At 33.6% G+C, this 16017-nt stretch carries 11 protein-coding genes; 3 read left to right on the top strand and 8 right to left on the bottom strand.

All coding sequences use genetic code 11. From position 1 onward, the window contains the following. Window positions 1-19: 19 nt before the first annotated feature. From mutL to RBG61_RS00110, 8 genes are all read right to left on the bottom strand, one after another. On the bottom strand, window positions 20-1996 hold the full coding sequence (gene mutL, locus RBG61_RS00145; protein ID WP_307944535.1) for a DNA mismatch repair endonuclease MutL: 1977 nt from the start codon (window positions 1994-1996) through the stop codon (window positions 20-22). Window positions 1997-2020: 24 nt separating this feature from the next. Further along, window positions 2021-4636, bottom strand: a complete 2616-nt coding sequence (mutS, locus tag RBG61_RS00140) for a DNA mismatch repair protein MutS (protein ID WP_307944533.1) — start codon at window positions 4634-4636, stop codon at window positions 2021-2023. A gap of 29 nt (window positions 4637-4665) precedes the next feature. Beyond that, on the bottom strand, window positions 4666-5073 hold the full coding sequence (locus tag RBG61_RS00135) for a YlbF family regulator (protein ID WP_307944531.1): 408 nt from the start codon (window positions 5071-5073) through the stop codon (window positions 4666-4668). Window positions 5074-5275: 202 nt separating this feature from the next. After that, on the bottom strand, window positions 5276-6700 hold the full coding sequence (gene miaB, locus RBG61_RS00130; RefSeq protein ID WP_307944530.1) for a tRNA (N6-isopentenyl adenosine(37)-C2)-methylthiotransferase MiaB: 1425 nt from the start codon (window positions 6698-6700) through the stop codon (window positions 5276-5278). 218 nt (window positions 6701-6918) lie between these two features. Further along, window positions 6919-9369: an ATP-dependent Clp protease ATP-binding subunit gene (locus RBG61_RS00125; RefSeq protein ID WP_307944528.1), complete on the bottom strand. Its 2451-nt coding sequence runs from the start codon at window positions 9367-9369 to the stop codon at window positions 6919-6921. A 21-nt stretch (window positions 9370-9390) separates the two neighbouring features. Then, complete coding sequence (locus tag RBG61_RS00120) at window positions 9391-10410, bottom strand: protein arginine kinase (RefSeq protein WP_307944526.1); 1020 nt, start codon at window positions 10408-10410, stop codon at window positions 9391-9393. A gap of 59 nt (window positions 10411-10469) precedes the next feature. Continuing rightward, window positions 10470-10946 (bottom strand): UvrB/UvrC motif-containing protein, encoded by a 477-nt coding sequence (locus tag RBG61_RS00115; protein WP_307944524.1) that lies wholly within the window; start codon window positions 10944-10946, stop codon window positions 10470-10472. Window positions 10947-10969: 23 nt separating this feature from the next. Continuing rightward, complete coding sequence (locus RBG61_RS00110) at window positions 10970-11419, bottom strand: CtsR family transcriptional regulator (RefSeq protein WP_307944523.1); 450 nt, start codon at window positions 11417-11419, stop codon at window positions 10970-10972. A gap of 154 nt (window positions 11420-11573) precedes the next feature. Here RBG61_RS00110 and RBG61_RS00105 point away from each other — a divergent pair, with 154 nt between their 5' ends. The 3 genes from RBG61_RS00105 to RBG61_RS00095 all read left to right on the top strand — a co-directional run bounded on the left by RBG61_RS00105 (window position 11574) and on the right by RBG61_RS00095 (window position 16001). Then, window positions 11574-11702, top strand: a complete 129-nt coding sequence (locus tag RBG61_RS00105) for a hypothetical protein (RefSeq protein ID WP_307944522.1) — start codon at window positions 11574-11576, stop codon at window positions 11700-11702. 224 nt (window positions 11703-11926) lie between these two features. Next, window positions 11927-13078 carry an exonuclease SbcCD subunit D gene (locus RBG61_RS00100; protein WP_307944520.1) on the top strand — a complete coding sequence of 384 codons (1152 nt, stop codon included), beginning with the start codon at window positions 11927-11929 and terminating at the stop codon, window positions 13076-13078. Beyond that, the gene (locus tag RBG61_RS00095) at window positions 13065-16001 is read left to right on the top strand and encodes an AAA family ATPase (RefSeq protein WP_307944518.1); all 2937 of its coding nucleotides are present in this window, start codon (window positions 13065-13067) and stop codon (window positions 15999-16001) included. The genes RBG61_RS00100 and RBG61_RS00095 overlap by 14 nt, the downstream gene beginning before the upstream one ends. The last annotated feature ends 16 nt before the right edge of the window (window positions 16002-16017 follow it).

Below are 16017 nucleotides of genomic sequence, written 5' to 3'. Positions count from 1 at the left end.
AGTTCTCCATTATTAAAAATTAAATTCTGCCGAATTGCTTTTCAATTTCATATTTAGAAGACATAGTGACTATTGGTCTTCCATGAGGACAATTTCTGATTTCATCATTTGTAATTACCATTCGAATTAACTCATTCAATTCCTCAATTGAATTTGTATCATTCGCCTTGATTGCCGAACGACACGCAATAGAATGCAGTAGATTTTCATAAACACCACTTGATACATCACGCTTATTCTCACTTAGTTTTACCGCAATGTCCAATAATATAGTCTGAATATCATAATGGGATAATACTAATGGTACTTCACGTACAGCTACAGTATTTGCTCCAAACTCTTCAAAAACAAATCCCATAGAATTTAGCAGCTCTTCGTTTGCAATTAGGGCATTAAACTCAGCTGAAGATAAATTTACAATTATCGGTTTCAGCAGCATTTGTTTTTGTTCCGTTAAAATTGACTTTTTTAATTTTTCGTATAAAATACGTTCATGCGCCGCATGTTTATCTAACATAATAAAGTTCTCGCCAGTTTCAAAAAGAATATATGTTTTAAAAAGTTCCCCTATCATGCGAATTGGCAAATCATACTCTTGAGCTGCTTGTTCTTCATGAATTATTGATTGCTGAATTTCTTTTTCTTCCTCAATTGGTTGTTCCAACTTTATAATTGGAATATCACTTTCCTTTTTGGATACTGCTTTTGGCTTCAAGCTTTCTGGATTGATATATTGAAATTGAGATAAATCATTGGACACTGTATGATTATCTTCTTTTTGAACAACAACTTCTTTGTGAGTTGGCTTTTTTACTTGTACTTCATATTCAGCCTTTGTACTAAATACTTGTGCTGTAGACTGCGCTTGCATCTTAGGTTGATATACGATTGGTTCTTTCGGTTTTTCAACATTTATTTTAATTTGCTCTGATTCTTCATTTTTAAATTTTGACAAAAGCTGTGCATTTGCAAGATTTTTATTCGATTGTATTGCGTTCGTTAAATGATCGGTCTTAGCCAGTGAAGACTTGATTGCAAAATAAATTGCATCAAATACTGATCGTTCATTTGTAAAGCGAACTTCTATTTTTGCAGGATGTACATTCACATCCACGCTATTAAAAGGCACTTTAACATCTAAAACGCAAAACGGAAATTTTCCTATCATAATTGCATTTTTATAGCCCTCTTCTATTGCGGCAGTACATACTTTAGAACGAACATATCTTGTATTTACAAAGAAATGCTGCATTGCTCGATTTGGTCTGCTGGCGTTAGCTTTTGAGGTGTAGCCGGTAACTTGTACTCCATTGTATTCATAATCTACAGGAATCAGCGCACCGGAAAAGTCCTTTCCAAATACAGCATGAATAGCTGAGAGCATATCCCCATTACCTGGGGTATGAAGCTTAACTTTGTTATCGCTAATCAGTTTGAACGAAATATGAGGGTTGGATAAAGCTAATTTATCCACAATACCGCAAATAACATTAGCCTCGGAAATATCTTTTTTTAGAAATTTTAATCTTGCAGGAACGTTATAGAATAAGTCCTTAACTATCATTGTTGTTCCGTCAGGACATCCTGCTTCTTCAAACGAAACCTCTTCGCCTGCCTCTAAGTAAATACTGCTTCCAAATTGCTCCGATATTGTTTTTGAGGTAAGCTCCATCTTAGAAACTGCCGCAATTGAAGCTAATGCTTCACCACGAAAGCCAAGTGTAGCAATGCAGTCCAAATCATCTGTCGACGTAATTTTACTAGTAGCATGACGTTTAAAAGCTACCGGTATATCTTCTTTTTCAAATCCACATCCATTATCCGTAATTCGAATATAGCTGATACCACCACGTTTGATTTCAATTGTTATTGCAGTTGAACCGGCATCAATTGCATTTTCCACCAGTTCTTTTACGATAGATGCAGGTCGTTCGATTACTTCTCCCGCTGCAATCAATTCAGATATGTTCTTATCCAAAATATTGATTTTTCCCACAGCTATCGCCTCCTTTAAAAATTCCTACACTAATTTTTTTAATTCGTATAACACATTCAAAGCCTCTATTGGTGTTAATGTGTCAATTTGTAAATCGTTTAATTTATCTATGATGATATGGTTACTTTCACTTTCAAAGCTCATTTGCGAAAACTCGATTTCATCGTTTTCTTTGCTTTCGTTTTTTACAAATTTAATTTCAGGATTTAGATGTTCTAACTCCCCAAGTATTTGTTTTGCATGAGTAACAACAGCTTGCGGAATACCAGCTAATTTTGCAACTTCTATACCATAGCTGTCATCTGCTCCACCGCGTATAATTTTGCGTAAAAATGTAATATCATCTCCACGTTTCTTTACAGCAATATTATAGTTTTTAACGCCTTCGATTTCATTTTCCATAGCCGTTAATTCATGATAGTGAGTAGCAAATAAAGTTTTACAACCAAGCTTTTTATTTTGGGCAATATAAGATACTACTGCCTTTGCAATACTCATGCCGTCAAAGGTAGAAGTACCTCTTCCTATTTCATCAAGAATAACCAAGCTGTTGGATGTAGCATTTTTTAAGATATGCGCAACCTCACTCATTTCTACCATAAAAGTAGATTGACCTGCCGCTAAATCGTCGGAAGCGCCTACACGAGTAAATATTTTATCACAAATGCTGATTGTTGCACTACTTGCAGGTACAAAGCTGCCTATTTGAGCCATAATGGTAATAACGGCAACTTGACGCATATATGTAGATTTACCAGCCATATTCGGACCTGTAATAATCAGCATTTTATTTTCTTTGTTATCCAGCAACGTATCGTTTGGAACAAACAAAGAGTCTTTTAACATCTGTTCTACAACGGGATGTCGACCATCTTTAATCGTTATTTCTCCACTCAATTGAATAGTAGGACATACATAATTATTATTTTGGGCTACCGTTGCTAAGGATAGAATAAAATCAAGCTTGGCAATTGCACTTGCAGATTGCTGAATTTCATCAATTTTTGAAGCTACAAATTTTCTGATTTCATCAAAAATTTCGGCTTCTAAGGCTTGAATTTTATCGCTTGCACTTAATACTTTTGTTTCTAAGTCTTTTAGCTCTTGTGTAATATAACGTTCACAGTTAGCCAGAGTTTGTTTTCTGATATATGTTTCTGGTACCATATCTAAATTAGATTTGGTAACTTCTATGTAATAACCGAATACACGATTATAGCTTATTTTTAAATTTTTAATTCCTGTTTCTTCTCGTTGCTTTTCTTCTATATTTGCAATATAGCCTTTTGCATTGTTACATAAATCACGATATTCATCTAATTGTGAATGAAATCCTGTTTTAATTACACCGCCATCTTTCAATGTAATAGGAGGTTCGTCAACAATTGCGTTATCGATTAACGCATATACTTCTTCAAGCGTGTTTAAATTTGCATTAACATCACTCAAGTAATTACATTGAAATCTGTTAGCAATTTCTTTGACTTTTGGCAAATGAGAAATTGTAAATGCCAATGCCCTTATTTCACGAGGACTAACTGAACCATATACAACTCTTGTCATCAATCGCTCTAAGTCATAAACATTTGTTAATGCTTCCGCCAATTCTTCACGAATAAAGCTGTTTTGATATAATTCCTGCACTGCATTTTGACGTCTTGTAATTTCGCTTAAAGAAACAAGAGGTTGCTCTAATGCTTTGCGAATATATCGTTTGCCCATTGCTGTTTTTGTTTTATCTAATACCCATAGTAACGTTCCACGCTTTTCACCTGAACGCATTGTTTTTGTAATTTCAAGGTTGCGTTTTGCAGTTATGTCAATACCCATATACTGATTTTCTTTATAGATATTTACTTTTACAATTCGCTGCGCACCGTTTTTTTGGGTTTTATTTACATAGTTAATTAGACCACCCAAAGCTTTCATTGCGAGTGGTTTTTCGGTTAGACTTAAATCTTCTAAAGTTTGGCCTTTAAAATGATTCAATATTTCATTAATACATACGCTGTTTTCTATGACTTCATTGTCATACATCTCGCATACAGTTGAAAGTTTATTTTTAATAAACTCCCCTATTTCTTTTAGGGACACTAAATTTTCATTAAATAATATTTCAGTCGGCATGAATTTTGATAATTCAGTTATTACTTCTACTGAAACATTTGATGTTTTTTGCTCGGTTAAATAAACATCACCGGTAGATATATCTGCGAAGCAGATAGCAAATGCCTTATTATCAATAATAATAGAGGCAATATAGTTGTTTTGTTCTTCGGATAAAAGGGAATTCTCAATAACTGTTCCGGGTGTAACTACTCGAATTACTTCCCTTTTCACGATTCCCTTGGTTACATCAGCAGGGTTTTCAACCTGCTCACATATAGCCACTTTATAGCCTTTTTCAATCAGCTTTTTAATATAGCCTTCACTGCTATGATAAGGAATACCACACATTGGCGCCCTTTCAGGCATACCACAGTCACGACCTGTTAAAGTTAATTCAAGCTCTTTTGAAATGTTAATTGCGTCATTAAAGAACATTTCATAAAAATCTCCTAAACGAAAAAACAAAACATGATCTTTATGTTGACTTTTAATATCAAGATACTGTTGCATCATCGGTGATAGATTGGCCAATGTGGGTTCCTCCTTAATTGAAATAAATATTAGTGACAGCCTGAACAGCTAGAGCAGCTTCCGCCACAAGAATGTGATTCTGCTTCACAAGTTTCTGGATCTTCACCATTAACAGCAGCAACTAAAATAGTGTTAATTTGATTCATAAGCTTATCAATATCTTGTTTTGCATCGTTAAACTCAAGCATATTCTTGTTGCCCATAACAGTTGTATAAGTTTCTTTTAGCTCTTTATCTAATTTAGCTAGAAGTTGCTCGTCTTTTTCTTCTGCTTGCATTGCAGTTGAAAGTTTCACTCTTGTCATATTGAAAACTTCAATTAAATTTTGAAGCTCAACGTCTGCATCATTTGCAGCTTTTGCTGCGTTAATTCTTTTATACTCAGGGCTTTCTTGAATTGCTTTTCCTAAGTCTCTTGCCATTTTAATAATATCCATTATTTTCTCCATTCCTGCTTTCGCAATATAATTTATATACTAATTTGCGTTAAAATTGCAATTCACAATTTTAACCGTTACTTTAGCAACGTAGGCTTTTGAGTTATTTCCCATCCGCCATACAAATGTTGCGCAATTTTATGAGCTACTGTTTTATAAAATAGTTCTTTTACATATTTTCAGCGTAAATACTGAATAATTATCATTCCACAATTTCGCCTAACAATGCCCAGTTTAATGCTTGCGTAATTTTTACGTTTACGAATTGTCCTATTAAGTTTTGTTCTCCTTTAAAATCAACAATCATATAACCATCATTACGGCCAGTTAAGTATTCAGCTCCTGTTTTTCCTTCACCTTCGACTAAAATACGATAAGTTTTGCCAACACATTCTTTATATCGTTCTTTTCCAATACTACGCTGGGTTTCAAGCAACTCTTGGAACCAATTTGATTTTTCTTCAACTGAAATTGGATCCTCCATTTCTGCAGCTTTTGTACCAACTCGTTTGGAATAAATGAACGAAAAGATAGAATCAAATCTTACTTTTTTTACCAACTCTACTGTTTGTTTAAAATCCTCATATTTCTCTTGTGGAAAGCCAACGATAATATCACTTGTAAACGCAATATCAGGAACCTTTTTACGTGCGTAATCAATCAATTCCATATAACTTTCAATGGTATAATGACGGTTCATCAATTGGAGAATACGGTCACTTCCACATTGAACAGGTAAATGAAAGTGTTTGCACACTTTATCGCAATCAGCAATTGCATCTATTAGTTCTTTTGTTGCATCCTTTGGATGAGAAGACATAAAACGAATTCTAAAGTCACCTTTCACTTCGTTAAGCATCCTTAACAGTTGGGAAAAGTTAATATCCTCTTCTAACCCTTTACCATAGGAATTCACATTTTGGCCTAATAAGGTAATCTCTTTATAGCCTTGCGCTACTAAACCTTTAAATTCTTTTACAATTTCAGCACTGGTTCTACTGCGCTCTCTTCCACGAACATAAGGAACAATGCAGTATGTGCAAAAGTTATTGCAACCATACATAATAGGAAGCCATGCTTTAAATGTTTGATCTCTTTGAATCGGTATTCCCTCAACAATTTCGTCATCATATTCGTTGATATCAAAAATACGTTTATTTTGCTTGATTGCATCATACATGATCTCAGGAAGTTTCGGTAATGCATGAGTACCGAATACAAAATCAACGTGTGGATAACTTTTCTTGATTTTTTCGGCAATATGTTCTTGCTGAGTCATACAACCACATAATCCAATCAGCATATCGGGATTTCTTCTTTTTTTGTGTTTCAATGCACCCACATTACCGAATACACGGTCTTCTGCGTTTTCACGAACAGCACAAGTATTATAAATTACCAAGTCAGCTTCATCGGGACTATCGCAAAAGCCATATCCCATCAAAGCAAGCATACCTTTGATTTTTTCACCATCACTTACATTTTGTTGACACCCATAAGAGTGAACATGAGCTAGCAATGTTTTATCTTTGTATTTTTTTTCGTAGATTGACTTAATTTTGTCTATATTATCAAATTGAACATTCAATTCATTTTTACTCAATTGAAACTTCTTTTCTTGCGACAAAAAACTACCTCCTTCGCGTAAAAACTGTTAAAACATATATAATTCCTAATAAATCAGTATATCACAATATACGATTTTTGTGAATAGCAAATCAGACAAATTCTAATTGATTGCCCTTTTGAAAGCACAAATACCAACGCAGTAAATATACCGCGTTGGTATAGTACTAATTTAAAATCGCAGATACTTCTTTAAAATCAGATTAGTATAAGTATAAGCTATTTCTTATTAAATGTAAATTGATCTTCAATAATATCAATTACAACATCATCACTCTTGTGAATAGAGCCATCTAAAAGCTTTTGTGATAATACATCTTCAATATGGGATGTGATAGCTCTTCTCAGCGGACGAGCACCATATACAGGATCAAATCCAATTGAAGCAATTTTTTGAACTACGGCATCAGTATATGAAACATTTACGTTTAAGCCTTTTACTCTTGCCACAAAAATATCAAGCATTTTTCTTGCAATCAGCTCAATATTTTCTTTACTTAGTTTATGGAATACGATAATTTCATCAAGTCGATTCAACATTTCAGGTCTAAAATGATTCTTTAACTCTTTCATGATAATGTTTCGGTCTCTTTGTGCATCTTCTGAAACAGATTCTGTTCCCGTAAAGCCAAGATTTTTATGCTCAGAGACAATTTGTGCACCAATATTTGAAGTTAAGATTACTACCGTATTTTTAAAGTCAATTTTACGACCTTGTGAATCGGTTAATACCCCATCCTCCATAATTTGAAGCAGAATATTAAATACATCAGGATGTGCTTTTTCAACTTCATCAAATAAAACAACTGAGTAAGGTTTTCTTCTAATTTTTTCGGTTAATTGTCCGCCTTCATCAAATCCAACATAGCCCGGAGGAGAACCAATCATTCGAGAAACCGCATGTTTCTCCATATATTCGGACATATCCATACGAATCATTGCATTCTCATCACCGAACAACACTTCTGCTAGCGCTTTACATACTTCAGTTTTACCGACACCGGTTGGACCTAAGAATAAAAAGGAACCTAATGGACGCTTTGGATCTTTTAATCCCACTCTACCACGACGAATTGCATTTGCAATAGCAGAAACAGCTTGCTCTTGACCGACAATACGCTCATGAAGAATATCCTCCATACGAAGCAACCGCTCACTTTCTTCTTCAGTTAATTGTTTTACAGGAACCCCAGTCCAGCTTGAAACAATTTCAGCAATATCATTTGCTGTTACTTCACCTGTTACTCTTCCACGTTTATCTTGCCATTCTTGTTTTTCTTTTTCCAATTTTTCTTGTAGCTCTTTTTCTTTATCACGATACTTAGCCGCACCTTCAAAGTCTTGCGCATTTACCGCTGCGGCTTTTTCCGCATTGATATCTTTAATCTTAGATTCAATCTCTTTTATTGAATCAGGAGCTGTATATGCTTTTAAACGAACCCTAGATGCAGCTTCATCCACTAGGTCAATTGCTTTATCCGGTAAAAATCGGTCAGAAATATAGCGTGATGACATCGTTACTGCAGCTTTGATTGCATCATCCGTAATTTTAATTTTATGATGAGCTTCATATTTATCTCTTAGCCCAAATAAAATGGATACTGCATCTTCCTCAGACGGTTCATTTACAGTTACCGGTTGGAATCTTCTTTCAAGTGCCGCATCTTTTTCAATGTATTTACGGTATTCATCTATTGTAGTTGCACCGATTAGCTGAATTTCTCCACGCGCTAATTGTGGCTTTAATATATTTGCAGCATCAATTGCGCCTTCTGCAGCACCTGCTCCAATAATATTGTGTATTTCATCAATAAACAATATAACGTCGCCCTGGCTGATAACCTGCTCAATTACCTTTTTTATACGCTCTTCAAAATCGCCACGATATTTTGCACCCGCTAGCATTGCAGTTAAATCTAAAGAAACTATCTTTTTATCTTTGATTGTTTCAGGAACTTCACCACTTGCTATTTTTTGTGCTAAACCTTCTACAATTGCAGTTTTACCAACACCGGGTTCACCGATTAAGCAAGGATTGTTTTTGGTTCTTCTTGAAAGGATTTGAATCACTCTTTCAATCTCCTCGCTTCTGCCGATTACCGGATCAATCGCATTATTTTTAGCTTGCTCGGTTAAATCTTTGCCATATTCCGTTGCTGGTGTTTTACCTTGTTTCTTTTGCTTTTTCGGGAATGCATCTGAATAACTCTTTTGCTCACCATCACTATTAATATCTGTAATCTCCTTTACACAGTTGGTGTATAATTCCTTTGGATTTACACCAAGTTCTTGCAAAAACATAACAGCATAACAATCGGATTCTTGTAAAACAGACAACAATACATGCTCTGTTCCTACATATTTATGTCCCAAATTTCTTGCTTCAAAAATTGAATTTTCTAATATGCGCTTACTTCTTGGTGTTAAATCATTCGGTGATAAATTAGTTTGTATTCCTGTTCCAAAGGTTTGTTTTAATTTTTGGTCAATCTCTTCGGTTGAAACATTATATTTTGCCAAGATGGTAGCAGAAACACTGGACTCTTCTCCAACCAAGCCATATAGAATATGTTCACTTCCGATACAGGTATGACCCATAGCAGAAGCAATTGCTATTGCTCTGTTTATTGCATTATTTGCTTTTTGAGTAAACCCATTAAATATAAACATATTATTTCTTCCTTTCTATCATTACATTAACATTTCTTTAATTAACTTTGCTCGATGATAATCTCGCTCTTTTGGAGAATATGCTTTGTTATTGTTAACGCAAATACTTGCTGTTCCAATTAAATTTAACAGCTCATTCAAAGCACTTATTTTTACATCTTTAATAATGTTTTCGGAAATGCCCAAACGAACATTTGAGACTAATTCGTAAAATTCATTGGATGACATTAGCATTGCGTTTTTTAAAATTCCATAGCTTCTACAGATTTCATCGATTACTTCTATATTGTTTTTTAAAACTTCTTTTCTGGTTGCCTTTTCGCTATCAATAATTTGCATAATAACATTTTCAAGGTTTTCGATTGCTGTTTGCTCTGAAAGGCCTAATGTAACTTGATTCGATAATTGATAAGTAGAGCCTATTGCTTTTGTTCCTTCGCCATATGTTCCGCGAATCGTGAGCCCTAGCTTACTTACAGTTGAAATAAGCTGAGGTATAATACGAGATTGTTCCAAAGCAGGCAAGTGAAGCATGACCGATGCTCGAAGGCCGGTTCCCAGATTTGTTGGACAAAACGTTAAATAGCCCAGCCTTTCATCAAATGCATATTCCAATTGCTCGTCAAGCAAATCATCAATTTTATTACAAGTATCAAATGCGTGTTGTAAATCAAGACCACTTTGTAAAACCTGAATACGAATATGATCTTCTTCGTTTACCATAATACTTATGCTATTATCTTTGGTTATAGCAACCATTTTGTTTGTTGGATCTTCAATAAAGTTATGACTTACAAGATGCTTTTCAACTAAAGCCAATTGTTCTAAATCATTTAATTGCTCTAAATATATAAAATCAAAAGCATTTTCGCCAAGATTCGCTTGTTCCAAAGCATGGCGGACTTTATCATTCAGCTCTATTTGTTGTTGTTTCGTTATTTTATTTTTAAACGGTAACGATTTTATATTTCTGGCTAAGCGAACACGTGTACTAACAACAATATCATCTTGCTGCGATGTCGTTTGATACCATTTCACCATAAAAATGTCCATTCCTTTCTATATTGTTCAATATTTCATTCAAGTTTAAAATATCTTTGTTATTCCTCGGATTGCATTTTTTTAATTTCATCACGAAGTACAGCAGCAGCCTCAAACTCTTGCTTTTCAATTGCATCATTTAATTTTTGCTTTAACTCATCCATTAAGTTGGCTTCCGATTGTGCTTCTCTGTAACGAGCAGGCTTTTTTCCAACGTGATAAGCTTTTCCATGAATGTTTTCAATACTTGGCAACAACTCATTTCTAAACTCAGTATAGCATTGGCTACATCCAAGCTTTCCATTCGATAAAATTTCAGCAAAATCCGATCCGCATTTCGGGCATATCTTTAATTTTTTGTTCGCTTTTTGTTCTAAATCTGCCATGAAGTGATTTAATGAAAAATTTCCAAACAAATTTGAATAGCCGGCTTTAAATGCGCATTCTCCACACATATGAATCGTTGTTGTCATTCCGTTAACCGTTTTGGTAACGATACTAGTTGCTATATTCTGTTTGCATTTCTCACACAGCATAAAAAAACCTCCAACTTTTATATTTATATTGCATTCATTAACATTGATTTTAAAATACAAGCTCGTACTGCTTTTTTTAAGACATTTGACATTCCCGTAAAGTTATTATCGAGTATAGCAGCAAGCATTATCTTCGCTTCACACTCAGTAATTAACTCATCATGATATAAAGTATGAAGTATTGCTCGAGCAGTTACTTCATCAATTTCATAACCAATAGATTGTATGATATGCATTAAGAGTTCCTTTTTGGAATGGTCTAGTTTAATTATCCTAATATAACCGCCGCCGCCTCGTCTGCTTTCAACAATATAGCCTTGTTCCTTTGTAAATCTTGATGTAATTACATAATTAATTTGACTTGGAACACATCCTATTTTATTTGCCAATTCGTTTCGCTGTATTTGTATCGTACCATCTTGCTCATTCAATAATTGTTGAAGAGTGTCTACAATTAGTTGCGTTATATTCATATTCACCATCCTTTTGACCTTGACTGACCTTTACAATATTTATTATATTCAAAAGGTCAAAGAAAGTCAATAATTTTTTTAAAAAACTTATGTAACACAAAAATAGAGTTCAACATAGTATGTGGTGTAATAACTTTAAGGAGGAATTTTTATTATGTGTAACAACAATTGTGGATTTGGCGGAAACTGCAGCTGGATACTTATCATCATTCTTCTATTGGTTTGCTGTGGCGGATGTGGCCTTGGCAACGGCTGTGGCTGCAACAACAATGGATGCTGCTAGTTAATTGCTAGTCTCTAGGCACGTTATTAAAAAGGGGATGGCTTCATGCCATTCCTTTTTTATTTAGCTTCTTCCCATTTTATTATTATGAATAATAAACAAGTCTTATGCCTTCCACTTATTGCAAAAATTATTTAATATGATAAAATTATTTTATATATATTTCAAGATTTCATGTTATATAGAATAGATTCTTTATTGTATTAACTTTATTGGAGGTTACTATGCGAATTATACATACGGCAGATTGGCATATCGGAAAAATTTTAAATGATTATTCTTTATTAGAAGATCAAAAATACTACTTTGACCAATTTATAGCGCAGCTGAAAGAGCTAAAACCCGATGCACTTATTATTGCAGGAGATTTATATGATCGATCTATTCCTTCTTCAGACGCTATTTCACTACTAAATTCTATTCTTTGTCAAATTATTTTGGAATTAAAAATTAAAACATTTTTAATTTCCGGAAATCACGATTCTAAAGAACGCCTATCTTTTGTTGGAGATTTATTATCAAAATCCGGATTATATATTGCTGGAACACTTTCAAAAGAAATTAAGAAAATACAACTTACTACTCAAAATAATGAAATTGCAAACTTTTATTTATTACCATATATTGAACCACACAATATTAAAAGTATTTATCCGAATCAAGAAATTAAAACCCATAACGATGCAATTCAAATATACTGCAATGATATGATTGAAAACTTAGATACAAAACAAATCAACATTTTAATAGCACATGGATTTTTTCAATATGGCTCAATTAATAGTATGGATGAAGCAAGTGTTGGCGGCAGCGATTTAGTGGATGCCAAATCATTTTCAAAATTTGACTATGTTGCACTAGGACATCTGCATAGTGCTAGAACAATTGGAAACGAGAAAATGAGATATTCCGGCTCACCTTTAAAATATTCAATTGATGAAGCAAATCAAAAGAAAAGTTATACAATTGTTGATATTACAAATGAGGGACTTGAAATAACAACAAAAGAAATCAAACCATTGCGGGATGTTCGTATTGTTGAAGGAAGTTTTGATTACCTTAGCAACAAGCAAAACCATATCAATACAGACGACTATGTATTTGCAAATATTACCGATGAACAAATTGCACTCCATGCGATTACCATTTTAAAAGGTGTTTTTCCTAATATTCTTGGTTTAAAATATATTAACCTAGAAAGCAAAAATGTTAGTGATAACCTACAATCCCACGCAGAACTGAAGGAAAAGTCAAATGCAGATTTATTCAAAGAATTTTATCATAACGCAATGGACGATGAGCTAGATTTAGAGCAAATGCAATATATTGAAACTGTTTTTAAAACGCTGAAAGGAGAACAAGATGATACCGATTAAATTGGAATTTGAGGCATTCGGTCCGTTTGCCCAAAAGCAAGCTATTGATTTTCGCAACTTTGAAAATGAACGGTTATTTCTCATTTCAGGGCAAACCGGTTCAGGTAAAACCACAATTTTTGATGCAATCACTTTCTCCTTATATGGACAAGCAAGCGGCTATACCCGTCAATCCGATACCTTTAAAAGTGACTTCGCAGATGAAAGCACTATAAGCTATGTAAGTTTTGACTTTATTGTGAAAGGAAAGCAATATTCCATTCGCAGAGAACCTATGCAATTCAGAAAAAAGCGCAATAACAATATTGTAAAAGAAAATTCAACTGCTACTTTAACCTTAGAAAATGGCGAAATCCTCTCGGGTGTGGCTACAGTTGATAAATATATCGAAGAATTGCTTGGCATTACTGTTGACCAGTTTAAGAAAATTGTGATGCTGCCCCAAGGTGAATTCAGACGTTTTCTTTCTGATGATAGTTCAGAAAAGCAAAAAATATTGCGCAAAATATTCGGCACTAAAATACTGGATGATTTCACAGAACAATTACGTGTGAATACCAATCAAATAAAATCATCTTTAGAAACAACATATACCGAATGTGCTACATATATCAACAGCATTTCTTGTCTCGATAATCATGATTTAGCAACTGAAGTAACAAAAAGCGAGAAAAATATTTTGTCAACTTTAACGCTGCTTAAATCTTTTAATCAAGAACTAACCATTCAAACAATCGATTTAAAAGAAACCATTACCAAGCTCAATAAACAAAAAGAAGAGTTAAACATTCCCTATTTTAAAGAAATAAACGCTAAATTTACACAATTAGAAAAAACACAAAATGACTTATTGCTGTTGCAACAACAAAAAGATACATACCAAAGTAAAGAAAAAGAATTAGCATTGCTAAAAAAGATAAAAGATATTTTACCTCTATATCAAGCAATTAACGAAACAACTAACAAATTAAATGAATTAGAGCAAAAGCAAACGCAATACCAAGAGCATTTTCATGCAAACAAAGAATTACTTGATCAAAGTGAAGCTGAATATACAGTTGCTAAGTCTGAGCAAAATTTCGTTCCCGAATACTTAAAGAAAATTGAGAATTTAAAAAGCCAATTGGAAGTACTTCAAGAAATTGAATCTCTCAAAAATGGGATTGACCACATTCTTCTTGAACAAGAGAAACTAACTGAAAATGAAAATGCACTTGTCAATTTCAAAACATATGTTTCTCTTTCTAATCAAAAAGAAGAAGTCAATGCAACAATCAACAAACTTTCACTATGTAAAAAAGCACTATCAGAATATCAAAATTCGGCAAAAAGATTTCTTTCTCAAAAAAATAACTATCAAGCTGTTTTCCATCAATTTATTAACGGTCAAGCCTCACTATTAGCGAAAAATCTTGTAGATGGGGAAATGTGCCCTGTTTGCGGATCAACAAAGCATCCTAAACCAGCCCAAACAAACGAAGCACTTATTTCCCAAGAAATATTAAATCAAGCAAAGCAAGCTTATGAAGTCGGTACACAGGAATTAGAGCAAGCACAAGCAAAGCTGATTTTAATGTTGAAAGAAAACCACATAGAAGAAACGGAACTCAATCCATCACATATCTTAGTTTCTATTGAACAAAAAGAAAAAGAATATGTGTCTCTTGTTTCTAACCTAGACACAGAAATTAATAGTATTCATTTGCGGAATGATTTATCAAAAATATCTCCGCTACCTAAAATAGAAGGAATTGACAAAAAAATAAACGAAATTCAACGAGCAGTTGCCATTCAAAAAGAGAAATTAGAAAACGTTCAAATCCAAATTGCCACAAATACGCAAAAGGTTCTTCATACTTCACAAACTAAAGAAGATATCATACAACAAATTGATACTCTGCAAACAAAAGTCAACAAAATTTCAGCATCTATACAAACAACTGAAGCAAAACGAAGTGAATATTTATTAACAAATGAAAGACTGTTAGAAGCAATTGCACAAAACAAGCAAAGCCAAAAAGAATTAAAGGTGCAATATGAAAAAAACAAAGCTGAATTTGATAAAAAGCTAGAAGCCCTTTGTATAAGCGAACAAACTTTCACAGAAAAGCTTATAACAATAAACAGAATCGCTGCTTTAGAGAATGAAATTTCAGAATATAAGAAAAATATCAGTGTGAAAACAGAGCTAAATTCATCTTTACGTGAGCAATTAGCAGGGCTATCCCCGATAAATATGGATGCTTTACAGGAACAATCTACAAAAATTGAATCGGAAATAGCAGAAAAAAACGACATTTATATTCGCTATACTTCTTCACTTCATACAAATTCAGAGCTTTATCAAAAGCTAAACAACAAGCAACATCAATACGAAAAACAATCCAAACAATTTTCACAAATCAATAAGTTGTTTGAAGTTGCTAATGGAAAATACAGTGATAAATTAAACTTTGAACGTTACGTTTTGGCTACCTATTTTAATGATGTTATCACAAATGCTAATTTAAGGCTTGAACAAATGACAAGTTCAAGATATACTTTAATAAGGCGTGCTGAAAAAGAAAAAGGCAATAAATCATCCGGTCTTTCACTCGATGTTTTCGACACATACACAGGAAAGACACGTCATGTTAATACGCTATCAGGTGGAGAAAGCTTCAAAATTGCTTTAGCTTTAGCTTTGGGTATGGCTGATATTATCAGTCAAAATTCAGGTGGCATTGAATTGAACACCCTTTTTATAGATGAAGGCTTTGGCTCTTTGGATTCTCATTCACTCGATCAAGCAATTGAATGTTTGAATGATTTACGCTCCAGTGGTAGATATATCGGTATTATCTCTCATGTAAATGAATTAAAAGAAAAAATTCCTGCTAAAATAAATGTTTTGCAACAACCTACGGGAAGTTATATTGAATAATTAAGGAGTGTTTCTG

It is taken from the genome of Paludicola sp. MB14-C6, from assembly GCF_030908625.1.
Classification (GTDB): Bacteria; Bacillota; Clostridia; order Oscillospirales; family Ruminococcaceae; genus Paludihabitans.
The sequence above is the reverse complement of the archived record's forward strand: the minus strand, read 5'-3'. Positions and strand labels throughout refer to the sequence as shown.